At 57.3% G+C, this 23,823-nt stretch carries 20 protein-coding genes; 8 read left to right on the forward strand and 12 right to left on the reverse strand.

All coding sequences use genetic code 11. The features are described from left to right. Positions 1-99 precede the first annotated feature (99 nt). The 4 genes from HFD94_RS18045 to budA all read right to left on the reverse strand — a co-directional run bounded on the left by HFD94_RS18045 (position 100) and on the right by budA (position 5,028). Entirely contained in the window at positions 100-1,551 is a 1,452-nt protein-coding gene (locus HFD94_RS18045; RefSeq protein WP_158150241.1) for a flagellin, read from the reverse strand. A gap of 205 nt (positions 1,552-1,756) precedes the next feature. Beyond that, positions 1,757-2,530: a (S)-acetoin forming diacetyl reductase gene (locus HFD94_RS18050; RefSeq protein WP_010256854.1), complete on the reverse strand. Its 774-nt coding sequence runs from the start codon at positions 2,528-2,530 to the stop codon at positions 1,757-1,759. Between the two features lie 21 nt (positions 2,531-2,551). Further along, positions 2,552-4,231, reverse strand: coding sequence for an acetolactate synthase AlsS (alsS, locus tag HFD94_RS18055; RefSeq protein WP_010256852.1), 1,680 nt, complete (start codon positions 4,229-4,231; stop codon positions 2,552-2,554). Positions 4,232-4,245: 14 nt separating this feature from the next. Beyond that, positions 4,246-5,028 carry an acetolactate decarboxylase gene (budA, locus tag HFD94_RS18060; RefSeq protein ID WP_033759870.1) on the reverse strand — a complete coding sequence of 261 codons (783 nt, stop codon included), beginning with the start codon at positions 5,026-5,028 and terminating at the stop codon, positions 4,246-4,248. Between the two features lie 104 nt (positions 5,029-5,132). Here budA and HFD94_RS18065 point away from each other — a divergent pair, with 104 nt between their 5' ends. Both HFD94_RS18065 and HFD94_RS18070 read left to right on the forward strand, forming a co-directional pair. Continuing rightward, positions 5,133-6,038: a LysR family transcriptional regulator gene (locus HFD94_RS18065; RefSeq protein WP_022624205.1), complete on the forward strand. Its 906-nt coding sequence runs from the start codon at positions 5,133-5,135 to the stop codon at positions 6,036-6,038. 71 nt (positions 6,039-6,109) lie between these two features. Beyond that, positions 6,110-6,355, forward strand: coding sequence for a hypothetical protein (locus tag HFD94_RS18070; RefSeq protein WP_010256845.1), 246 nt, complete (start codon positions 6,110-6,112; stop codon positions 6,353-6,355). A gap of 50 nt (positions 6,356-6,405) precedes the next feature. Here the strand turns inward: HFD94_RS18070 and HFD94_RS18075 are convergent, their stop codons facing one another. The 4 genes from HFD94_RS18075 to HFD94_RS18090 form a co-directional block, all read right to left on the reverse strand. Then, entirely contained in the window at positions 6,406-9,450 is a 3,045-nt protein-coding gene (locus HFD94_RS18075; protein ID WP_167433357.1) for an efflux RND transporter permease subunit, read from the reverse strand. Further along, positions 9,447-10,580: an efflux RND transporter periplasmic adaptor subunit gene (locus HFD94_RS18080; protein ID WP_010256842.1), complete on the reverse strand. Its 1,134-nt coding sequence runs from the start codon at positions 10,578-10,580 to the stop codon at positions 9,447-9,449. Before HFD94_RS18080 ends, HFD94_RS18075 begins: the two co-directional genes overlap by 4 nt. Positions 10,581-10,673: 93 nt before the next feature. Continuing rightward, positions 10,674-11,843 (reverse strand): cell wall metabolism sensor histidine kinase WalK, encoded by a 1,170-nt coding sequence (locus HFD94_RS18085; RefSeq protein ID WP_022624203.1) that lies wholly within the window; start codon positions 11,841-11,843, stop codon positions 10,674-10,676. Further along, positions 11,840-12,538 (reverse strand): response regulator, encoded by a 699-nt coding sequence (locus HFD94_RS18090; RefSeq protein ID WP_010256840.1) that lies wholly within the window; start codon positions 12,536-12,538, stop codon positions 11,840-11,842. The genes HFD94_RS18085 and HFD94_RS18090 overlap by 4 nt, the downstream gene beginning before the upstream one ends. A 129-nt stretch (positions 12,539-12,667) precedes the next feature. Here HFD94_RS18090 and HFD94_RS18095 point away from each other — a divergent pair, with 129 nt between their 5' ends. The 3 genes from HFD94_RS18095 to HFD94_RS18100 all read left to right on the forward strand — a co-directional run bounded on the left by HFD94_RS18095 (position 12,668) and on the right by HFD94_RS18100 (position 14,865). Then, entirely contained in the window at positions 12,668-13,453 is a 786-nt protein-coding gene (locus tag HFD94_RS18095) for a MipA/OmpV family protein (protein WP_022624202.1), read from the forward strand. An 8-nt stretch (positions 13,454-13,461) separates the two neighbouring features. Next, the gene (locus HFD94_RS23135) at positions 13,462-13,584 is read left to right on the forward strand and encodes a hypothetical protein (protein ID WP_254920079.1); all 123 of its coding nucleotides are present in this window, start codon (positions 13,462-13,464) and stop codon (positions 13,582-13,584) included. A gap of 330 nt (positions 13,585-13,914) precedes the next feature. Further along, entirely contained in the window at positions 13,915-14,865 is a 951-nt protein-coding gene (locus HFD94_RS18100) for an Rpn family recombination-promoting nuclease/putative transposase (protein WP_029519683.1), read from the forward strand. Positions 14,866-14,979: 114 nt separating this feature from the next. Here the strand turns inward: HFD94_RS18100 and HFD94_RS18105 are convergent, their stop codons facing one another. The 4 genes from HFD94_RS18105 to HFD94_RS18120 form a co-directional block, all read right to left on the reverse strand. Beyond that, the gene (locus HFD94_RS18105; protein WP_010256830.1) at positions 14,980-15,858 is read right to left on the reverse strand and encodes an ROK family protein; all 879 of its coding nucleotides are present in this window, start codon (positions 15,856-15,858) and stop codon (positions 14,980-14,982) included. 241 nt (positions 15,859-16,099) lie between these two features. Beyond that, entirely contained in the window at positions 16,100-17,383 is a 1,284-nt protein-coding gene (gene fabF, locus HFD94_RS18110; protein ID WP_167433358.1) for a beta-ketoacyl-ACP synthase II, read from the reverse strand. Between the two features lie 237 nt (positions 17,384-17,620). Continuing rightward, positions 17,621-18,235, reverse strand: coding sequence for a TetR/AcrR family transcriptional regulator (locus tag HFD94_RS18115; protein WP_010671991.1), 615 nt, complete (start codon positions 18,233-18,235; stop codon positions 17,621-17,623). A gap of 144 nt (positions 18,236-18,379) precedes the next feature. Then, positions 18,380-20,338, reverse strand: coding sequence for a sigma-54-dependent Fis family transcriptional regulator (locus tag HFD94_RS18120; RefSeq protein WP_064689854.1), 1,959 nt, complete (start codon positions 20,336-20,338; stop codon positions 18,380-18,382). 189 nt (positions 20,339-20,527) lie between these two features. Here HFD94_RS18120 and HFD94_RS18125 point away from each other — a divergent pair, with 189 nt between their 5' ends. Genes HFD94_RS18125 through HFD94_RS18135 form a run of 3 tightly spaced genes read left to right on the forward strand, consistent with a single transcriptional unit; the run spans position 20,528 to position 23,780 of the window. Further along, on the forward strand, positions 20,528-21,991 hold the full coding sequence (locus tag HFD94_RS18125; protein ID WP_167433359.1) for a sugar porter family MFS transporter: 1,464 nt from the start codon (positions 20,528-20,530) through the stop codon (positions 21,989-21,991). Further along, positions 21,988-23,001, forward strand: coding sequence for a Gfo/Idh/MocA family oxidoreductase (locus HFD94_RS18130; RefSeq protein WP_167433360.1), 1,014 nt, complete (start codon positions 21,988-21,990; stop codon positions 22,999-23,001). Before HFD94_RS18125 ends, HFD94_RS18130 begins: the two co-directional genes overlap by 4 nt. Continuing rightward, positions 23,001-23,780, forward strand: a complete 780-nt coding sequence (locus tag HFD94_RS18135; RefSeq protein ID WP_122889919.1) for a TIM barrel protein — start codon at positions 23,001-23,003, stop codon at positions 23,778-23,780. Before HFD94_RS18130 ends, HFD94_RS18135 begins: the two co-directional genes overlap by 1 nt. Positions 23,781-23,823 lie beyond the last annotated feature (43 nt).

A 23,823-nucleotide genomic window follows, 5' to 3' on the forward strand; every position in this document is an offset into this window, starting at 1 on the left:
CGGGGTTTCGGGCCAGCTGGGGGCTGAATCAGGCGGGTAGTAGAGTGGTGGAGAAACAGGGTAACCGGCTGAGCCATGATGCTCAGCCAGTTAACGTTATTAGCTGCCTAACAGCTGAATAATCATCTCAGGGGTTTTATTCGCCATTTTGCTGACGGCCGTCTGACCCTGCTGAATAATCTGGCTGCGTGCCAGCTGGCTTGCTTCTTCAGCATAGTCCGCATCCTGTATGCGGCTGCGAGCCGCTGAGGTATCCACGCCCTGCTGCGATAACACATTACGGTTGGACTCGTAACGGTTGATCTTTGCGCCATAGGTCGACTGATAACCGCTGATCTTCTCGAGCGCGCTATCCAGTGCCTTCATGGTGGTTGAGATATCGCCCTCTGTAAGCAGCGTTGTGTTGTTCAGCCCCAGCGTTTTGGTATCCGATGGCGTTGCAGGAATAGTATCCGACTGGATCGGCTGACCGTAATCGGCGCTGGTGACCACCTCCATAGGTTCGCTCTTCTTCGGCGGCGTCGCAGGCACACCTTTGGGTTCCGGCAGATTTCCCCAGGTCAGATTACCGGTGAAGGAACCATTGCCCACCACCACCACAATCAAATCCTCGCTGACGGTATCCAGCGTGATGCGCTCAAGCCGGTTACTGGTGATGGTGCCGTTGTTGAAATCGCCGCTGGCGACATCCTCATAGCGATCGCCGTCACCGCTGTAAGTGATGTTCATGCCGTTGTAGGTGCTGCTGTTACTGCCCGCCAGCGTCCAGCTCGGGCCGCCCTCCAGCAACTGCGAGCTGTCATAAGCCGCACCGCTGGCAAATCCGTTACTGCTGGTCAGCAGGCGACTATCCGCGGTAGCCGCATTAGTGATGCTTTTGCTGGCCCAGGTGTAATCAGGCGCACTGCCGTCCAGCGGTGTACCGACCAGGTGCTTACCGTCGCGGGTAAAGAGCTGGAGGTCGTCATCCATACCCAGTGAGTCAATGGTGATGCTTATCGCCGTCGAGCCTGCCGGGATATAGGCCAGCGGGATCACGCCCGAGGTGAAGGAGTAATTCTTGCCCGGCACCGGAAACTTCGTGTTGATAGGGTCAACGTTACCCAGCTTCGCAGGCGGTAGATCGGGATTATTAGTCGCCAGTGGATAGCGGCCAAAAATCTCAGTGTGGTCTGCCACTTCATTGATGCCTGCCATAATCTGCTGATACTGGCCGTTGATGCTCTGTCGATCGGCGTCCGACAGCGTGCCGTTAGCGGCCTGGACCGCCAGGGTGCGCGCCTGGATCAGCAGATCGACGATGCTGCCAAGGCCGCCACTGGCGGTCTGGGAATAGCTGATGGCGTCATTGAGGCCACGCGCTACCACCGCATCGGCATTAATATTGGCCGTCATGCGGTTGGCAATCGCCTGACCTGCCGCGTCATCTTTGGCACTGTTAATTCTCATCCCTGATGATAACCGTTCAACCGTTCGTCCCAGAACAGAGTCAGTGCTGTACCGCGTTTTGTTCGTAATCGCGGCGGTTTCGTTATGGTTGATCGTTAACATGGTCGCTTCGAACAGGGAGAGGAGTCTCTGTTTTATCGGCAGGGTGATAAGCAGCTTTAATCTCTGTGGCGACAAAAAGGCAGGAAATACGGGGCCAGACGGTCAAGAGGCTGATGGTTAACCGCTTTTCAGATAAAAAAAATTAACGGTTCAACCCGGTCAGGAAAAACGCCTGCCACGCGATAACGGAGCAGGCGAACGAAGATCAGTTAAACACCATGCCGCCATCAATCAACAGCGACTGACCGGTCATGTAATCGGAATCGGGACTGGCCAGGTAGGCGACGCAGGCAGCCACATCTTCCGGTTCAGAAAGACGTCCCAGCGTAATGCGTTTCGCAAATTCCTCGGTGCCGTAGCCGGCGGGTTTGCCGGCTGCTTCAGAGATCTGCCGGTCAATCTCTTCCCACATCGGTGTTCTGACAATGCCAGGGCAGAAGGCATTAACCGTGATGCCGGCAGGTGCCAGATCGCGCGCAGCGGTCTGCGTCAGCCCGCGCACGGCAAACTTACTGGAGCTGTAAACCGCCAGCTCCGGATTACCGACATGACCCGCCTGAGAACAGGCGTTGATGATTTTGCCGCCGTGACCTTCTGCAGCAAACGCTTTAATCGCGGCCTGCATGCCCCAGATCACCCCTTTGACATTGACGTTGTAGACCTTGTCGACCACCGCTTCGGTGATCTCAGCAATCGGCGTGGAGGGCGCAATACCGGCATTATTGACGATGACGTCAAAGCCGCCCAGCGTGCGGCGCGCCTCTTCTACCGCTTCCATCACCTGATCACGCTGCGAGACATCGACTTTCAGCGCAATCGCTTTGCCACCCTGCTGGTTGATCTTCTCCGCGACCTGGCGTGCGGTCTCCTGATTAAAATCGGCTACTGCAACCGCCAGTCCATCTTTCGCCAGACGCAGGGCGATCGCTTCACCAATGCCCTGGCCTGCGCCGGTCACAAATGCCACTCTGTTTTTCATCATGATTTCCTTTTTGAGAAATTAAAGAAGCTGGCTCAGATGCAGCTGACCCATCAGCAGCGGGTTGTCGGTGTAATCGACCGGCACCGCGACCACGGCGGGCCCCTGAACATCCATCGCTTTACGCAGCGTCGGCTCCAGCTCTGCCGCACTGGTCACCGCAAAGCCCGCTGCCCCAAACGCTTCGGCATAGGCTTTGAAATCGACCGGCCCAAAATTGACGCCCGAGACGCGGTGATATTTTTTCTCTTCCTGCATCGCCACCATGTTGTAGGCGTTATCGACCCAGACGATGTGCAGAATGTTGGCTTTTAAGCGGACGGCAGTTTCCAGCTCCATGCTGGATTGCAGGAAACCACCATCGCCGGAAACTGAAACCACTTTGCGCTGCGGCTCGACCAGCCAGGCACCAATCGCCCACGGCAGGGCCACACCCATCGTCTGCTGACCGTTGGAGATCATGATCTGACGGGCGCGGAAGCTGTAGAGGTAGCGGGCGATCCAGATGTGGAAGCTGCCCATATCGACGGTAAGGCTGACGTCACTGTTAATGATGTCCTGCATGGCGCGGACAATGCGCAGCGGATGCAGAGCAAACTGATTGAGGCTGGCACCCTGCATCGCCAGCAATTTGCGCTGCTGCTGACGATCCTCAAGGATGGTGGCGGCTTCCGGGGTCAGCTGGAGTGGGGCAGTGATGCGCGCGGCGAGTTTACGCACTGTGGCGGCGATATCACCCACCAGTTCTGCATCCGGCAGATAGCGGTTGTCGGTCTCAGCGGGTATTACGTCGATATGAATCAGGGTGGCGTTACCGCTGTTCCACATCGCCGGTTCATATTCCACCGGGCTGTAGCCGATGGTGACGATCAGGTCAGCCTGTTGCAGCAGCCTGTCGCCCGCCTGGTTGTTAAACAGCCCGACGCGCCCGGCGAAGCGTGAGAAGTGATCCTGTCTGACCGCTCCTGCTGCCTGATAGGTGCTGGTAACCGGAATGTGACTGCGTGTCAGCAGCTCATGAATCGCTTCGCTGTTCTCTGTCTGGCTCGCCATTAATCCCAGCAGGATGACCGGATTTTTAGCCCCGGCGATGGCCTCGCTGACGGCGTCGATCATTGAGTCAGGTGCGGCGCCCAGTACCGGGCGGCCTTTGCTGCTCAGCGCTTTGCCGGTAACCGGCTGATCGACAATATCCTGTGGCAGGCTGATAAAGGCACCGCCGCCCCGGCCATGTTCGGCATGGCGAAACGCATTCGACAGGCATTCAGAAAGTGCAGCGGGGTCGGTGACCTCAACCGCATATTTAGTGATTGGGCGAAACATTGAAACCGTGTCCATGCTCTGATGAACCTGCTTGGCGCTGTCGGAGCGCTTCACCTGACCGCCGATAGCCACCACCGGATCGCCTTCGCTGGTGGCGGTGGCCATGCCGGTGATCAGGTTGGAGCAGCCCGGCCCGGAGGTGACCAGCGCCACGCCCGCATTGCCGGTAAGGCGGCCCACTGCGGCGGCCATAAATGCAGCGTTAGCTTCGTGGCGAACCGGGATGGTCTGGATGGAGGAATCCAGCAGTGAGTCGAAGACTTTATCAATTTTTGCGCCAGGAATGCCAAAGACGTGGCGGACGCCCTGTGCCTCAAGTTGCGCCACCACCAGGTCAGCGCCACAGGTCCAGAGTGTGGTATCGGTTGGAGTTTTCATCGTCATTCCTCTGATTAGCTTTCTACCGCACGAATCGCGGCGTCAAGATTGGCGGGGTTCAGGTCGGCATTGAGAAAATCGCTATCCTGCGGCAAATCCACGACCAGCTTGCTGATGGCACCAAAGGTCAGGGTGCCCTGTTCCAGCGCATAATCGAGAATGTGGCCGCCGCCTTCGCGGTCGTCGGTAATAAAATGTTCGTGATAGCCCGCAACGTTAATGCCCTGCATATATTGCGGTGTACGGAATCCGATCAGTTCGCCCGCGCGCTGGCTGAAGGCAAAGGTCGGCTGATCGTCCAGAACTTCCGGCATTGAGCGATAGGGACGACACTGGCATGGCACGGTGCGGGTCTCGACGCGACTGAAACGACCGCTGATGCGCAGCGCGCAGAACTGGTTATCGGAGGTGATTTCGTTGTCGATCACCTGATGAATCGCCTCACGCGACATCGGCCGGTCAAATTCATACAGATGCTGCGGTTTAAAAAAGGTCATCACGGCGAACGGAGTTTTCTGCGCCGGATCGGCCGGGTGCGCGCTGCCGTCGGCGTGCAGCTGATAGACCTTGCTGTCAAACGCGATCATCTCGCCATCCAGCCGGTTAAAGGTACCCAGGCCGAAATCCCCTTTACGCAGCAGGTCGGCAATACGGACATTGCCGTCGTAAACGCCGCTCAGCAGCGCACTCATTAAAGAGGTCTGATAGATAACGCTTTCTGGTGCATCCTGTGAAAGCGTCAGGACAGTATGTTTTAGTTGATCCTCACAGGAACAATCAGTTACACAATTGCTCATTTGATGCCTCATCGATTAACCGTTAAGCCGTGTTAACCTAATGGTGAACCGATTCAGTCGGTGGGTCCAATAGCGAAACCTGTTAACTTTGAGACGTTTTTGATATGGAACTTCGCCACCTGCGTTATTTTGTTGCCGTAGCCGAGACGCTTCATTTCACTCGTGCCGCCGAGATACTGGGCATATCGCAGCCGCCGCTGAGTCAGCAGATACTGCGGCTGGAGCAGGAAATTGGCACACCGTTGCTGAAGCGCCTGACGCGCGGAGTGGAACTCACCGAAGCGGGCGAAGCGTTTCTGGCGGATGCCCGGCAGATTGTGCAACTGGCCGATCAGGCGCTGGAGAACGCACGCGGTATTGCGCGCGGGATCAGTGGTCAGCTGTCGCTGGGCTTTGCCAGCTCGGTGGCGTTTAATCCACGCATCTTCACCCTGATCCGCCAGTTTAAAGAACGTTATCCGGCGATGGAGCTGCTGACCCGCGAAGAGAATATGTCTTTGCTGATGCAGGATTTACAGGAAGGATTGCTGGATGCCGCTTTTATCCGGCTGCCGTGTGAAAGCAGCAAGGCGTTTAATCTGCGCGTCATCTCCACCGAAAAGATGCTGATTGCGCTGCCGCGCTGCCATCCCCTCAGCGGCACACCCACTGTGGCACTATCCGCGCTGGCGGGAGAAACCCTGGTGATCTTCCCGCGCGACGTCTCGCCCAGCCTGTATGAGTTGATTGTCACAGCCTGTCTGCGAGCGGGCTTTTCGCGCCACACTTTTCAGCAGGCTCCGCAGATCACTACGTCGCTGGGCATGGTGGCGGCGGGCTGCGGGATTGCGCTGGTGCCGGAGTCGATGCGCTGCGTCGATAACCCCGGGGTCAGCTTCTGCGATATCGAAAACAACACGCTATTTACCGACGTTGCCTTTGCCTGGCGTCGGCTTCATCCGTCAAAAGCGGTGCTGCACCTGCTGGCGCTGCTGGCAGAACAGCCTGCGGCACCAGGCGAAGCGGGTTGATAAGCGCCAGCTATTGAACTGAAAACAATAATCAACTGGCGGCCAGGGACCGGGATGCTAATAATCGGTGCATGACTACATACCGCGTAAGAGTCGGGTTTCACAACCCGTCAGCCCTGACATTCAGGCAACTGGATGAAATTCTGGAGCCGCAGCGATTCTGGAGAACAGATTCTGCGGGCGGCCAGTTCCGCTATTTCATGGAGTATGAGTACCAGTCTGACGTGCGCGATCTCTGCTCGGTCTGCTCGCTAGCCTACAGTCAGGCCTGCAAAGTCAGAAAGTGCCCGCTGATTCTGGTCGAGGTGATGAACTGATCCTTTCCGGCGATCCCGCCGTTCTCAGCACGGGATCGCCGGGTGTTGTTTTAACGTGAGCCGCGCTGCATCAACAGACTTAACGCGGCGGGCAGCACCGTGAGCGTTACCAGCGTACCGCTGATCAGACCGCCAATAATCGCGAGTGCCATGGGCCCCCAGAAAACCTGATGGGCGATGGGGATCATGCCGAGTATTGCCGCACAGGCGGTCAGCAGAATGGGACGTGCACGGTGATGGGCAGCCTGCCGGATTGCCTCACCCGCGGACAGTCCGGCCCGGCTATTCGCATCGACTTCACTGATCATGATTACCGCGTTGCGGATGATGATCCCCGCCAGGGCAATAATCCCCAGCAGCGCCACGAACCCCAGCGGTGTGCCAGCCGGCAGCATTGCGGATACGATGCCGGGCAGGCCAAACGGTGCCATGCTCAGTGCCAGCAGCATGCCGGAGAAACGTTGCAGCTGAATCATAAGCAAGACCAGCATGACGCAGATCGTCACCGGCAGCAGAGCAAACACTGAACCGTTGCCTTTGTCCGATTCGGCCGCCACGCCACCTTCTTCAATACCGTATCCGGCCGGCAGCGAGGCGCGCAGGGCGGCGACGGCTGGTGCGAGCTGCTGCGAGACCTGTTCAGCCCGCTGACCGGGCGCAATATCGGTCTGTACGGTGATGTAAGCCAGCCGCTGACGTCGCCATATCACCGGGTCATCCACTCCCCAGTTCAGGGTTGCCACCTGTCGCAGCGGGATTTTCTGTCCGCTGGCATTGGTGATCATCAATCCTGCCAGTGTGTCAGTGTCCTGCCGCTCCGGGTCATTGCTGCGCAGCACGACGTCGATCAGGCGGTTACGATCGCGCAGGGTGGTCACCACGCTGCCGGACATCAGAGTATTCAGCGAGGTGGCTATCGTTTCGGAAGAGAGTCCGGCTGCGCGGGCTGCGGTCTGGTTCACCGCCAGCGTCATGACCCGTTCTGGCTCTCCGGCGGTAAGATTGACCTCGCGTGTCAGCGATGAGCGGGCGATCAGCGCCGCCAGCCGATCGGCCGCCTGACGCACCCTGGCATTATCCGGGCCGGTGATGCGATATTTCAGCGGCCAGCCGACCGGTGGCCCCAGCTCCAGCGGCGATACCCGGGTAGTGATATCACTGAAATCCACCGCCAGCTTCTGCTCCAGCCTGCTGCGCAGCCGATCGCGTGCCGCCAGATCTTTCGCCACCACCACCAGCTGCGCGATGTTTTCATTATCCAGCAGCACATCCATCGGCAGATAAAAGCGTATCGCGCCCGAGCCAACGTAGCTGGTGTAGTTCGCCACATCCCGATCGTTGCGCAGCATCTGTTCCAGCTGTGCGGTACGGCGGGTGGTTTCAGCCTGGGCTGCACTGGCGGGAAGCGTCAGGCTGACCAGCAGCTCGGGCCGATCCGACGCAGGGAAAAACTCACCCTGCATAAAAGTGGTGGCGTAAAGGCTGACCAGCAGCACCGCCATCGCTGTGCCAATCGTCACCAGCCGGTGACGCAGAATCACCTCCAGTAGCCGGTGATAGCTGCGCGTCAGCACGCCCGGCGGCTTATCGGCCTTGATGTGCCTGGCCGACAGCAGCCAGCAGCCGGTGAGCGGAGAGAAGATGACCGCGACGACCCACGAGCAGAGCAGCGCCAGGGTAATCACCACAAACAATGAGTAGCAATATTCTCCGGCACTGGAGGCGGCGAACCCGACCGGAATGAACCCGGCGATCATTACCAGCGTACCGGTCAGCATCGGAAATGCGGTGGTTTTAAACGCATAGGTGGCGGCCTGCCACTTGCTGTCGCCCGCTTCCAGTCGCGCCACCATTGCCTCGACGGTGATCATGGCATCATCCACCAGCAGCCCCAGCGCGATGATTAGTGCGCCAAGCGAGATGCGCTGGAGTCCGATGCCTGCCATTAACATGCCGGTAAAGGTCATTGCCAGTACCAGCGGGATCGCCGCCGCAACGACCAGACCGGCACGCAGTCCCAGTGAGACAAAGGAGACGGCTAACACGATGACGACCGCTTCGCCCAGTATCCGGACGAAGCCGCTGACCGCGTTTTTCACCACGGAAGACTGGTCGGCCACGCGGGTCATAGTAATACCGTGCGGTAACTGACTGGCCAGCATCTGCATGCGCTGACTGAGTTGCTGACCGAAATCGAGCATGTTGCCGCTGCCGGCCATGGAGATCGCCAGCCCGATAGCCGGAACGCCGTTAACTCTAAACGTCGGCGCCGGAGGTTCGGCAGGTTGCAGGCTGATGGTGGCCAGATCGGTCAGCGGAATAAAACGCTCACCGATATGCAGGGTAATCGCCCGCAGATTTTCAACCGAAGTCAGGGTGCCGCTGACCCGCAGCGCAATATTCTCGCGGTCGGTACGCAGGCTGCCCGCCGGGACGACATCGTTCTGAGCTTTAATGGCGTCGCTGACCTGCTGTAAATCGAGCCCCATGCCGTTCAGCTTGCGCGGCGAAAAGGCGATAACCACCTGCTGCTCCTGTACACCTAGCAGGCTGGTTTTACCGATGTCGGGCAGACTGGCCAGATTGCGACGCAGGTTATCGACCCGGTCGCGTAGCTCTCTGGCGGTAAAACCCTCCGCCGTGAAGCCATAAATGGTGCCGAAGGTGTCATCAAATTCGTCGTTAACGGCCGGACCCTGCACGCCTTGCGGCAGTGAAGGGGCAACATCCTGCATCTTTTTACGCAGCTGGTACCAGATGCCGGCCACCTGAGAGGGCGGCGTGTCATCGCGCAGGTTGACATAGATGACGGTTTGTCCGGCGCGGGTTTCGCTCTCAACCGCATCCAGCGACGGGATCTCCTGCACTTTCTGTTCCAGTACGTCAGTGAGCAGTTGCACCGTGGTGTTCACATCAGCGCCTGGCCATTGGGCTGATATTACGGCGGTTTTGATAGTAAACGCCGGGTCTTCATTGCGTGACAGATGTTCATAGCTCAGCACACCCGCCGCCATGACCAGCAGCATGAAAAAGATCACCAGTTGCTGATGCGCCAGCGCCCAGCCGGAGAGGTTAAAGCCAGACGTTTTTTTCATGGAGCCTCCTGCGAAAGCGCCACTTTTTCGCCAGGTTGCAGGGTGCTGACGCCGGCGGTGACGACGCGCTCTCCCGGCTTGATCCCGGCAGTGACGAAGATTTGCTGCGCGTTAAAGCGGGCCAGCACTACCGGACGAAGCTGCAGGCGTGACGCCGCATCAACGACCAGCAGCGCGGGTTTGTCTGCGGAGCGGGTCAGGGCGCTGGCGGGCAGGGCGATGACCGGCGGCTGCGCATCGGGAAGGGTGACAATGACTGTGGCACCGGGTGCCATCGCCTCAGGCGGCTGATTCAGTGAGATGCGCAGCCGCCATGTGCGGGTCTGTGGATCGGCCTGCGGGCTGATGTCACGCACTGTGCCACTGGCCTGCACGCCGGGATCGGCGAGCAGCGTCACTTTCAGCGGTGTCCGATCATCAGGATGCAGCAGCGCAGGCGTTGTCAGGTCAAACACCGCATCGCGTGCATCCCCTGCTGCCAGCGTCATCACATTTTGTCCGGCGCTGACCACCTGACCTGGCTGAACCGTGATGGCGGTGATCCGGCCTGCTGCAGGCGCAGTCAGCTGAGTCCAGCTGAGGTTATCCTGGGCATTTTTCAGAGCCGCTTCGCTGCTGAGACGGCGGGACTGTGCGCTCTGCCAGTCCGCCTGGGCGCTGTCCAGCTGGCTGCGGGCGATGGCCCCTCCGGGCATCAGCAGCCGCATCCGATGCAGGTTAAGCGCGGCGACCCGTTCGGCGGCGCGTGCGCTGTCGAGATCGGCCCGTGCGCTGCTTAGCTGATTGCGTGACTGATCATTTTCCAGCGCTGCCAGCGATTGCCCGGCGCTGACGCGATCGCCCAGCTCAACCGCACGGCTCACCACCCGGCCATCCAGTCTGAAGGCCAGCGCGACCTCTTCATGAGCGCGGATTTCGCCAGTCAGCACCAGCGATGCATCACTGCTGAGCGGTGGAGCTATCACCGATTTAACCGGGCGGAGCGGGGCGGCAGGCGGAGCAGAACTATTGTCCCGGCAGCCGGTCATGATGAACACCCCGAGCAGCACGAAGATGATCGGCGCAAAGATGTGAATACCGAAGAGATGACGCCACACCTGGCGGGCAGCATCCGATAAGAAGTCTGTCATAACCGGGTTCCTTTAATGAGTTGTGCTCATTGAACCCGGCATGTGTCCAGAAACGTTCCATGAACCATCAAGAAATGGTCAAGCCAGAACAATTTATCTCGCCGGCAGCGTTATCCCGATCAGCAGACCGCCGTCGGCGGGCTGTGTGGCGTGAAGCGACCCGCCGTGCGCCTCGACGATCGCTTTGGCGATCGACAGCCCCAGACCGCTGCCGCCGGAGTGGCGGGCGCGTGAGGAGTCAGCGCGGGTAAAGCGGTCAAACAATTGCGGCAGGAAGTCCGGCTCCACACCCTGACCATAATCGCGGAAGGTCATTATGATCGCCTGATCGTTCTGGCTGGCCGTGATCAGCAACGCGCCACCGTCGGCAGCGTAGCGCATTGCATTCTCACAGATGATGGTCACTACCTGGCCCAGCCGGAAGGTATCGGCATACAGCCGCAGATCGTTGGGTGATGTCACGCTGATGGCAATCCCCGCCTGTTCTGCCTGCGGCAGAAGCCAGCCGGAGCGCTCGCGCAGTAACTCGCTGAGATTAAACCACTCGCGGTTCAGGGTAAGCTGCCCGGCATCCGCCAGCGACAAGAGATGCAGTTCGTCTGTCAGGCGACTGAGCTGCGTCAGTTGCTTCATGATCATTGCCAGCTGTTGCGGTTCGGCAGGAAAGACGCCATCCAGAATCCCCTGCAGGCGGCCCATCGCCGCCGTAAGTGGCGAGCGAAGCTCATGCGCCATCGCCACATGCGAGGTGCGCAGCTCACGCTCGTAACGCGCCAGCTGCTGCGTCATCTGATTAAAATCTTCGGTAAAACGTACCAGCTCCTGTGGGGCTTCTTTTACGATTACCGCCGATCGGCCAAATTCGCCTTTTGAAACCGCTCGCGCCGCGGTAGCCAGCTGGCTGAACTGCGCCGACAGCGGACGGGCGAAACGCAGCGCCATCAGCACCATAAACGGAATCGTTACCACGACCAGCACGATCACGGTAAGCCAGTCCGACGAGGCCAGCGACGGATCGGAGAAGTTGATGCCCCACCACTGGTCCATAATCTGATGAAAGCGCACAGGATCGCTGGCAGGGTGGTGGCGCAACCGGGTGAACTCATCCAGCAGCGCGGGCGGCATCCGGTAATAGACCCAGTACGCTTGCACTGCGAAGCGCAGCCACATACAGATGGCAATGAGCACCACGCTGCCAATCGCCAGAAACAGCACCCGGATGCAGATCCAGCGCCACAATGAAGTATGCGTATCGTTCTTCATGGCTGTCTGAACCGGTAACCGACGCTGCGCACTGCCGGTAAGACATCAGAGATGCCCGCGGCTTCCAGTTTGCGACGCAGGTTATAGACGTGGGTATCGACCACCCGCTCAAGCGCATCGCTTTCCGGCAGACAGTGCTCCAGCAGAAACAGGCGGGTAAACGGACGCGTCGGAGCGCGCATCAGGGTGACCAACAGGGAAAATTCGGTCGGTGTCAGATCGAGGCGGCGCGGTGAAGCACTGTCGCTATCGACCACTGCGGTGAGCGCCACCGGGTCCACCACTAAACCCGCCCAGCGCAGGGTTTCTGCAGCGGGTACCTGACTCTGCTGGCTACGGCGCAGTACTGCCTGAACGCGCGCCACCACTTCGCCCGGATGATAGGGTTTGACCACGTAGTCATCCGCGCCATAGCGCAGTGCGCCGATGCGGTCCGGCGCATCACCCATCGCGGTTACCATGATCACCGGGGTATCGTCACGACGTCGCAGCGCTGCCAGCACTTCAGTGCCGTTCATGCCGGGCAGCATGATATCCAGCAGGATCAGATCGGGCTGCCAGCGTCTGGCGGCATCCAGCCCGCCTGGCCCATCACCGGCAATCATGACCTCATAATTTTCACGTTTCAGGTAGGCCTCAAGTACGCCCGCCGCATCAGCATCATCTTCAATAATCAGTACACGTTTTGACTGCATTTTCGGATCACCTTGACTGTTTCTTCATAAATCCCTGGTCGTTAATTGACACTCGCCTCGCATACTCCGGCCATTGACGCGGCTCTGAACCCCTCAGCTCCGCACCTGATGTGATAATGAGGAAACGTGATGATAACCGGAAAAATAACGCTGCACATGGTCTGTTTTTCGCTGGGATTCAGTGCCGCGACTGCCATGGCTGATGAGACTACGCCGCCGCCAAGCGTCACGCTGGGCATTGCAGGTATCAATGCACCACGCTATAGCGGCGCCGATAAGCAGCACTGGCAGCTGATGCCGGTGATCCAGGCACGCGACGGGGCCTTCTTTTTAGACTCACAGAAAGGCATTGGCTATGACCTGCAGGCAGATAATGGACTGTATCTGGAACATACGCTGGGCTACGGGCTGGGCCGTTCTGACCAGAATTCATCCTGGCGAGATGGGGATGACCGGCTCAGAGGCATGGGGAACATCGACGCAACGATGAACACCGCGCTGGCGCTGGGATGGTCGGTAACGCCGTGGCTGGTGCTGGAGGGCAAAGCGACGCTGCCATTAAGTGATAGTCAGGGTGTGCAGTACCGGACTTCCGTAACCCTGATCCCCTGGCAGACCAGTGACGATACCGTGGCACTGCAGGTGGCGGGACTGTTTGGCGACGGGCGTTATATGAATACCTGGTATGGCGTTAACAGCAAGCAAAGTGCGCGCAGCGGATTTGAACGCTATGACGCCGCGGGTGGATTTTATGGCACCGACACCAGCCTGACCTGGAGCCATCAGTTCACGCCTGCCTGGGCTGCCAGTGTGATCGGTGACTACAGCTGGCTGGATAAGCATGCTTCAGATAGCCCCATCGTTGCACGGCACAACGGCGCATCGGCCACCCTGGCATTGAGCTACACCTTCTGAATGGCACCATGAAGAAAAGTGAGATGCGCAGCCACCGCCTTTTGCTTGCGGCACTGATTCTGTTGTATGTCGTGGTCTATACCCTGACAGGCGTGGCGCTTAGCCTGTTGGATGCGCCGGGACGGGGATAGGGAGCGAGCGGTATAAACAGCGTGATCGGGCTGGTTATGCCGTGACTTAAATAGAAAATTAACTTTTCGTAAAGCGGTTCAGACATTAATGGTCAGCGTTAGAAGTTTCGGGTACATCCGGATGTTTTAATTATCGCTATATAAATTGATTAAGGTGGTTAATTTAGATTGCGTCATAATGCATCTTGCTAATAAATTTTTTAAAAGAGCATTGGTGTAGTTAATCTATATGGATTGGGCAAGATTTAAATATTATAAATTAAAATGTGATCTATTAAGATAGCCTCTTCGCTGTGGTAGCAGCGCATGGAATTTACAGGGGCTGAACTGATGAAAAATAAAAATAGTGCTACACCTCATGATGCTACTTTTAGACAGTTTCTTACGCATCCGGATGTTGCCAGAGATTTTATGCAGATCCACCTTCCGGAGAAATTGCTTAAAATCTGCGATCTCACCACACTGAAGCTTGAGTCCGGATCATTTGTTGAAGACGATTTGCGTCAATACTTCAGTGACGTTTTGTATAGTCTCAGAACCTCAACCGGTGACGGATATATTCATGTTCTGATTGAACACCAATCCACCCCTGACAGGCATATGGCATTCCGCCTGATACGTTATGCGGTAGCCGCTATGCAGCGCCACCTTGAAGCTGGCCATAAAAAGCTGCCTTTAGTCATACCTGTACTGTTCTATACCGGTAAGCGCACTCCCTATCCGTGGTCGACCCGCTGGTTCGACGAATTCGATGATCCGGTAGTGGCGGAAAGCCTTTATAGAGGCGCCTTCCCGCTGGTGGACATTACGGTCATCCCGGATGATGAGATCATGACTCATCGCAGTATGGCCGCCCTGACGCTTTTGCAGAAACATATTCATCAACGCGACATTGCAAGCCTGACTGACCATCTGGTCACGCTACTCATGGCCGATTATCTTTCTTCACCCCAGGTGATGACGCTGATACACTATTTACTGCAGGCTGGTGAGTCAGCTGACTACGAAGCTTTCGTTCGCGAACTGGCACAGCGGGTGCCACAACACGGAGACGCACTGATGACCATCGCACAGCAGCTTGAACAAAAAGGGATCGAAAAAGGTCGCGCAGAAGGTATCGAGCTTGGTGAACGGCGTGGTATTGAGAAAGGTCGTACTGAAGGACAGCGTGAAGCTACCCTGAAAATTGCGCGCACTATGCTACAAAACGGCCTTGATCGTAAAACTGTCATAGAAATGACCGGCCTGACGTCAGACGATCTGGCGCAAATACGACACTAATATAAACAAGAGTAAACCCGGTCATGACCGGGTTATCGTTTTGAATACCGCACCAGATAAATCATCATAATTATCAGAAAGGTGTAACCTGCATACGTCCTGAACTACAAGCCATTATTTGTCTGGCTGACGCTGCAGGAAATTCCAGGTTGCGCCCAACATGCCGGAGTCGTTGCCGTAGGTCGCGGTATCAATGCGGATATCAAGATCATATTTTGCCAGTTGCTCTGCCAGTTCCTCGAGGAACGGTTCCCGCTCGGTAATTCCACCACCGATAAATATCATCTGCGGATCGAACACGCTGAAGAGGTTATATAAGCAGGCTGCAAGATCCTGGTAGAATTTATTCACCACCTGCTGCGCGGCTTCTTCTTTGCGATCGTATGCGTCAAAGACATCTTTACCCGTGACGTCGTCGGAAGATTTTTCGATGAGCTGGCTGTAATTCTCCCGAAGCGCCGTCATGGTACAACTCTGGCTCATGGTATGGCGTTCAATATTGCTGCTGGTGGGGCGCGAAGTCAGCAGACAGCCAAACTCGCCCGCGCGGTTACGACCGCCCCGGATCAGCGCGCCGTTGCAGAAGGCCGCTCCGCCTAATCCTGTGCCGATAGTTAACATCAGAAAATCACTGAGTTTTTTTGCTTTGCCCAGCCACTGTTCAGCCAGTAAGGCGCAGTGGGCGTCATTTTCGACCGTGGCAGGCAGTGAGGTTTTTTCCGTCAGCCACTGGCTCAGATGAAACTGGTCGAAGTCCCGAATGGTGCCACCCATGGCGATATATCCAGCTTCTGCATCAATATAACCGGGCGTGCTGACGGCGATGCCAGCACAGCCGGGATTTTTCTCCAGCCAGGCCAGGATCTCATCAAGTATTTTGTCGCGTGAATTATGGGAAATATCAGCACTCTCACTGGTCAGAATATTTCCCTGCTCATCAATCACGCCCATTTTTAAAGAGGTACCACCAATATCGAAAGCTGCAATCTTCATTAACGTTCTCTGAGGTTGTTTTCATCCGATTAATTGTAGTGCTGAAAGAAAAAGGGCAGGAGGGCTGGCGGAGGCAATTTTGTCAGGAAAGGTACAGATTTATAAAGCGAGTGTTGTACAGAGGGTGTTTTGATAAACCCCGGCACACAGGGAACAGCTGTGCATGATTTTTCAGGACGTCCGATGTATTACCCGCGCTAAGAGGGTGTCTGGCAGCGCGGGCTTAATCGTCACACTGCAGTCATTGCCACTTACGCAACAGGAGACTGGCGTTGACGCCGCCAAAACCAAAACCGTTCGACATGGCATAAGTCAGCGCCGTGGGACGTGCATTGAGCGCCACCAGGTCCAGATTGCCTGCGGCTTCATCGGGATGATGGAGGTTCAGCGTCGGCGGAATAAGCTGCTGCTGCAGCGCCATCAGGGTGAATATCGCCTCAACGCCGCCTGCCGCACCCAGCAGATGGCCGGTGGCGGATTTCGTTGAGGCGATCGCGACCTGCGAATCATCGCCAAACACTGCACGAATAGCCGCCAGCTCACCGTGATCGCCAACCTGAGTTGAGGTTGCGTGTGCGTTGATATGCTGCACGTCTTCCGGGCTAATGCCCGCCTGACGCAGGGCGGTTCTCATCGCCCGTGCAGCCCCGCTGCCATCCTCCGGACCCGCGGTTAAATGGTATGCATCGGCGCTGGTGCCATAGCCGACAATCTCCGCCAGCGGTGTCGCGCCGCGTGCTTCGGCATGGGCCAGTGACTCAATCACCAGCAGGCCTGCACCTTCGGCCATCACAAAGCCGTTTCTGTCACGATCAAACGGACGTGAGGCATGGTGCGGCTGATCTTCATAGCCCACACATAGCGCACGTGCAGCCGCGAAACAGCCCAGCGTGACGCGATCAAGCGCCGCTTCTGTGCCGCCACAAATAGCAATGTCCGCTTCACCGCTTCTGATCAACCTGGCTGCATCACCAATTGCCTGAACTCCCGCCGCACAGGCGGTAACGGGCGCACCCAGCGGGCCGGTGAAGCCGTGTTTGATCGAGACATGACCCGCGGCCATGTTGGCCAGAAACGAAGGTGCTGTAAAGGGTGAGAGCCTGCGCGGGCCGCGTGCATCGGTGGTGCGCACCGCGTCGGCAATGGCACCAAAGCCGCCGACGCCTGAAGCAATAATCGTCGCGGTACGTTCACGCGTCGCCTCATCTTCAGGATGCCAGGCTGCCTGATTCAGCGCTTCTTCTGCTGCCAGCAGCGCGAATTCTATAAAGCGCGACATCTTTTTACGCTCTTTCGGCGCAATGAACGCTTCGGGGTCGTAACCTGCCAGCGGATCTTCATCGATGCCCGGCACGCTGCCACCTACTGAAATACCGGTGCCAGCAGTAAGCGTATCGGGAAGGGTACGTATACCTGATTCTCCAGCCGTTAATCGCCGCCAGACGGTTTCAACGCCACAACCCAGTGGCGAAACGATGCCCGCGCCGGTAATGACAATGCGTTGTGATGAGGCTAAGTGACTCATTGGATTACTCCCGTAGAGAGTCCGGACAGTGATTGAAATGCTGCCGCAGACAATGGATACACGCCTTGAGCGCGGAAGGTGAGACCCTGCGTAGAATGGTGCGATGGACGAACGCAGGGATGGAATAGAGCAGAGAGAGATAAGCTTAGCAGCATCAGAATCCTGAGCGATAACCAGACAGAGTGCTATCGTTGCTCTTGTGACTAAATAAGTCAATAGTCACATCATGCGCATTGTTCAGGGCGCAAGGCTACGTAACACCAGCGCTGCCAGTTGTGCAGAGGCTTCTTCAGCGTCATCAAGGCTGTACTGCAGCAGTACCGGACTGGCGTAGGGTTTGATCACCCGATAGATTGCCTCCGCCGCTTCGTCAGCCGGGGTTTTACGCTCAAACTCACCTGCTTCACGCCCCCGGCGCAGGATCTGCTGAATCAGGCTGAGCAGTCGTTCTTCATGCGCCATCGCCGACGGCCAGCGGTCACGCGACGCGACGGCAGCAATATCATAGAGTTTACGTTCGTGAAAAAAGAGTTCAGTGCCGGTGACGGAAAGCGTGCGGAACAGTCGCCGCAGTTGTTCCGATGCTCCAGGCGCATCGGCGATAGCGACTTCGACGTGCTGCATAATCATCGCAAGCCGGGTGGAGCAAATCACTTCGCCAATCGCCTGTTTTGATTCAAAAAATTTGTAGATATACGCTTTGGAAAAGCCGATAGCACGGGCGAGATCGGAGACGGTGGTTTTTTCGTAACCATAATGCGCGAAGTGCTGCATGGCAGCATCGACAATCTGGTCACGCACATTGTGCCCGGCCGGGCCGCGTGTGCCATTTTCCGTTACGGATTGAGTCATTGTCAGAACCTGGCAGATCAAAGGTGGGTGAAAAAATTCAGTGACCACTGTTAAGGGTGGTCACATTTTAGGCCCTGTTGCGATCAAAAGCCATATTTTGAACGGGCTGAATGTATGCTGGTGTTGCTGAGTGCCACCAGCCGGTTATTGGCGCAGCGTATCTATAGAGATATTCCACTGATTGAGCTTGTTATAGAGCGCCGTGCGAGAAATGCCCAGCAGCTTAGCGGACTGCCGCAGATTACCCCCCTGCGCGCGAAGGGTCTGCAGGATGCAGGCTCGTTCATTATCCTGCAACAGGCTGCTGGCCGCTGGTCTGTTTTCGGCTGCGCGCGTCACCATCGCTGGCGGCAAATCGGCAAGGTCGATGATGCTGCTCTGGCAAAGATTAACGATCCGCTCGACCAGATTTTCCAGCTCGCGCACGTTGCCGGGCCAGTGCCATGCCTGCAGGGCGTTCATTGCTTCAATGCTCACCTGCGGAGGCGTTTTATTCAGCCGCTGACACAGGGCGTGAATGAAGGTATTCACCAGATCAGGAATGTCGCTCTGGCGTTCACGCAGGGCAGGGATGGTCAGGGAGATAACATTGAGGCGATAGAACAGGTCACGGCGGAAAGCACCCTGTTCCACTGCACTGAGCAGATCGCAATGGGTTGCCGCCACGATGCGGACATCCACTTTCAGCGGATGCGCCGCTCCGATGCGCAGCACCTCACTCTCCTGCAGCACGCGTAGCAGGCTGGTCTGTGCCTCCAGTGGCATTTCGCCAATCTCATCCAGAAACAGCGTGCCACCGTCGGCCAGCTCAAATTTACCTGCCGAACCGCCGCGCCGTGAGCCGGTGAACGCGCCATCGACGTAGCCGAATAGCTCACTCTGCACCAGGTCACGCGGCAGTGCGCCGCAGTTAACCGCGACAAAGGACTCATGCGCCCGGCTGCTGGCATTGTGGATCGCCTGAGCAAACAGCTCTTTACCGGTTCCGCTTTCACCGGTCAGCAGAACGGTACTGTCACTGCGACTGCTGGCGCGGGCATCCTGAAGAGCCTTCTGCAGCGTGGGTGCCTGACCACGAATCATCTCAAAGGTATAGCTGGCGCTGACGCCGAGCACACGACGGGTAATGGCACGGATGCGCTGATTTTCCCGCAGCGACAGGATGCGACCGCCGTCCGGTGCCGGCATCAGCGAGACCAGGCATGAAACACTGGGTCTGCCATCGGGGCGGAACACCATCTCGCGGTCATTACAGCAGGGCAGTGTGAGCAATGAACCGGACTGGGGCTGCAGCACCTGATCGATCAGGGCGTTGTCGGTATCAATACCGGCAAAGATCTGACGAGCGTAGCGGTTCAGGGTTTTGATGCGCCCGTCGCGGTCGCAGACCACAACGCCCTCATTCAGGGTCTCCAGTATCGACTGCTGCTCGGCCAGCAGACGGCGTAAGGTGAGTTGCTGGCCAATTGCCTCTGCGGCAGCCTGCACGGTGCCCAGCGTATGGGCACTGAAATTGTCAGGCGTGGCGGTCAGCGTCAGTACGCCGGTCATACGACCGCTGGCATCACGGATAGGAGCTGCGGCGCACTGCCGGTTACGTTCACGCAGCGCGATTTTCCAGTTTTCTCCGCTGAGTACATAGACCAGCCGCTGCTCGCGCAGGCAGCGCGCGGTGCAGTTGGTGCCGAGTACCTCCTCACGCAGGATGCTGCCGACCGGAGTCAGGTCGCTGCCGCAAAAACTCAGTACGATGCCTTGCGCATCTGTGAGATTGATATGACCATCGGGATTGTAAGCCAGCAGGTTCTCCATCACGCTATGCGCCACAGTAATCAGCTCACTGTTATGACGCAGAACGGCGGCCAGCTCCGTTGGATCGGAGGCACTGTACTCAAAAGATACCGGATCGATGCCATGTTCGTGCGAGCGGTTCCATGACTGCAAAATACTGCGGCGGATCCAGCGCGGCTGTTCACCCTGGCTAAATGCCTGCCAGCCCCGGGCAAACCGAGCTTCCCACTGTGCCGCATCACCGCCTTCCGGCAGGCTGAATATGGCATCGCTCTCTTCTTTATTAGGCAGCAAATCATGCAGAGATTGCATTTCACTCTCCCGTGGTCGATGGAATGTCCATTTTAATGACATGTTAAGTTGACATGTAAATTTTATTTTCAATCAGGACGCGCCATCTGCGAGCGCGTTCACATAAAAGCCCGCTTTAAAACTGGCATCCACTTTGCAACGCTGACATTAACTCTCACCTGTCAAAAACAATGGGAAAGTTAAGGTGTTATGCGTAAAAATAATCTGAAGTTGTTGCTGTTCATCTGTTCCATCGCCTCATTGAGCGGGGTGATCCTCGGTTATGACGCCTCAGTGATTTCCGGCGTTATTGAGCCATTAACGGAACACCTTGCGCTAACGCCGTGGCAAAGTGGATGGGCTGTTTCAAATGTCATTCTCGGCTGTATCGTCGGCGCTGGCTGTGTCGGCGCGATCTCAGATCGGATCGGGCGTAAACCTACACTGGTGATCACCGCGCTGTTGTTTGCCGTGTCTGCGGTGGGTTCTGCGCTGGCAGATTCACTAACCGGGTTTGTGATTTACCGGCTGGTGGGTGGCCTGGCGGTCGGGATGGCGTCGGCAATTACGCCGCTCTATATCGCAGAGGTCTCACCTAAGGACTGGCGAGGGCGCATGCTTGGGCTGCAGCAGATGCTGATGGTTGGCGGTCAGGTCACGGTCTATGTGGTGAATTACCTGATTGCACGCGGTATGCCCCATGCCTGGATAGTCAGTGAAGGCTGGCGCTGGATGCTGGCGTCGGGTGTGGTGCCTTGCCTGCTGTTTCTGGCACTGGTGCCCTTTATGCCGGAATCACCACGCTGGCTGGCGTTAAACGGCAAGCGTGAACGCGCGCTGGCAGTGCTGACCCGGCTTTCGACGCCTGAACATGCGCGGCGTCTGCTGGCAGAAATCAGTGCGCCGGACGCGGATTCTGTTACCCGTCAGCAGGGAACCCGTCTGCTCCGCGACGCCAGAATGCGTTATATCCTGTTGATCGGCTGCGCGATTGCAATTCTGCAGCAGGTTTCGGGCATCAACATCCTGCTGTATTACGCACCGTCGCTGCTGCAGAACATCTCACCGGATACACAGACCTCCCTCTATCACAGCATTTTCCTCGGACTGGCGCTGCTGGTCGGAGTAGCGTTTTGTCTGAACGCAGTGGATCGCTGGGGACGGACGCGTCTGCTGCGCTGGGGAGCGCTGGGTTGCGCTGTCAGCCTGGTGATTACCGCCTGGGCTTTTATAGCGCAGATCGGTGGCCTGCTGCCGGTCGTGGGCCTGGTGGCGTTCGTACTGATTTTTGGTATGTCATGGAGTCTGGGTGCCTGGCTACTGATCTCTGAAATATTTCCCAACCGGATTCGTGCCGTCGCGATGGGCTACGCCTTTTCTTCGATGTATCTCGCCAATTTCATCGTTACTCAGACTTTCCCGATGATGAACCGTAGCCGTTTGCTGATGGATCACTTCCATGGTGCTTTTCCACTGATGCTCTGCGCCGCTGGCTGCCTGGTGGCCTTCTGGTTTGTAAAACGTTTTCTGCCTGAAACCCGAGGCATCTCACTGGAGCACATCGAGCCGCTGATGCTTTCAAAATCCCGTCGTTTTGCCGCCAAAGCGCAGGCGACATCCGGACACCCTATTCAGCCTGACTGGGCTGACAACAAAAAACAGGAGCAGTTATGAACCTTAAAACAGTACGAATGGGATTGATCGGTGCTGGCCGCATGGGCAGTTTTCATGCAGAGAATCTGGCGCTGCGGGTGCCTGGGGCACGGCTGACAGCGGTCGCCGACCTGCAACCCGGCGCAGCGCAGAAACTGGCAGACCGGCTGGGGGTGGAGAAAGCCTATACCGATATCCAGGCGTTACTCAATGACAGCGAAATCGATGCCGTTGCTATTGCTACGCCGGCTCGCACTCACGCCGAACTGGTGATCGCTGCAGCCCGGGCTGGCAAGCACGTGTTTTGCGAAAAACCGATGGCGGTAACGCTGGATGAGGCAGATCGGGCTATTGCCGCCGCACAGGATGCGGGCGTTGTGTTGCAGGTCGGCTTCAATCGTCGATTCAGTGCAGGCTTCGCCGCAGCTATTGAAGCTGTCAGAGCAGGCACCAATGGCACCACCCAGCTAAGCCGTTCGGTGACACGCGACCCTGGCCTGCGCGATCCGGCCCCGATCCCGCAGTGGACCATCTTCCTTGAAACCTTAATCCATGACTTCGACACCCTTCTGCACTTCAATCCGGGTTCCCGGCCGGTTGAGGTCTATGCGCTGGCTGATGCGCTGGTGCGTCCCGATTTTAAAGATAAGGGATTACTTGATACCGCGGTGGTGACCATCCGCTTTGATAACGGTGCCATTGCCACTGCGGAAGCCAACTTCCAGGCAGTTTACGGTTATGACGTTCGCGGTGAGGTCTTTGGCAGTAAAGGTATGCTGCAGGCGGGCAACATCAATCAGGACAACTGTGTGCGCTATCACGCCGAGGGTATTGCCATCGCAACGTCTCGAATGGATACCGATCTGCTGCGTGAGGCCTATGTTGCTGAAATGGCAGAATTCGCCCGCGCGATTCTGCACGGTGACACGCCGTGCGCTACTGGCACTGATGCGCGTAACGCGCTGGAAATTGCGCTGGCCTGTATTGAATCGGTGCAGCAACGCAAACCCATTCTGTTGGGAGAACGCTAATGGCCGGTTATCAGCTTTCAGTCTGTGCGGAGATGGTGTTTCTCGAACTGCCTTTTATCGCGCGTGTTGAGCGGATTCATGCGCTGGGATTTGGCGTGGAGATCTGGAACTGGGCCAACAAAGATATCGACGCGTTGGTGGCGACAGGTGCGCGTTTTACCTCCATGACCGGCTACCTCAACGGTAACCTGACTGATGATGATGAGATTGCAGGGTTGCTGCATAGCGCAGAAACCTCACTGGCGATTGCAGATCGTCTGAACTGCCCGAGCCTGAATCTGCATGGCACCGGGCTGGATGCTCACGGCCAGGCGGTTCGTCCGGTTGAGGTGGTTACCGGTGAGATGTGGCTTAAAGCGGCCGACACCCTGCGGCGTGTCGCTGCGCTCGGCGAGCAGGCCGGGCGGGTATTTACTCTCGAAAACCTGAATCTGGCAGTTGATCATCCGGGTACACCGTTCGCACGGGCTGCCGATACGCTGGCGCTGGTCGAAGCGGTCAACAGCCCTGCACTGAAGATGAATCTGGACCTCTATCACGCCCAGATTGGAGAGGGCAACCTGATAGAGCTGATACGACGCTGCGTCCCCGCTATCGGTGAAATCCAGGTGGCTGATGTGCCGGGGCGCATGCAGCCTGGCACCGGGGAAATTAACTATCGCGCCATTGCCCGTGCGCTGGAGCAGGTCGGCTATTGCGGCGTCGTTGCGCTGGAGGGCTGGGCCGAAGGCGACAGCGAAACAGCCCTGGCACAGTTCCGCGATCACTTTACGTTGTGAGCTCTGCCGCCGGGTATTTGCCTGTTGCCCGGCGGTTCTATCA

Origin of the sequence: Pantoea sp. EKM20T (assembly GCF_011800485.1) — a bacterium.
GTDB lineage: Bacteria > Pseudomonadota > Gammaproteobacteria > Enterobacterales > Enterobacteriaceae > Pantoea > Pantoea agglomerans.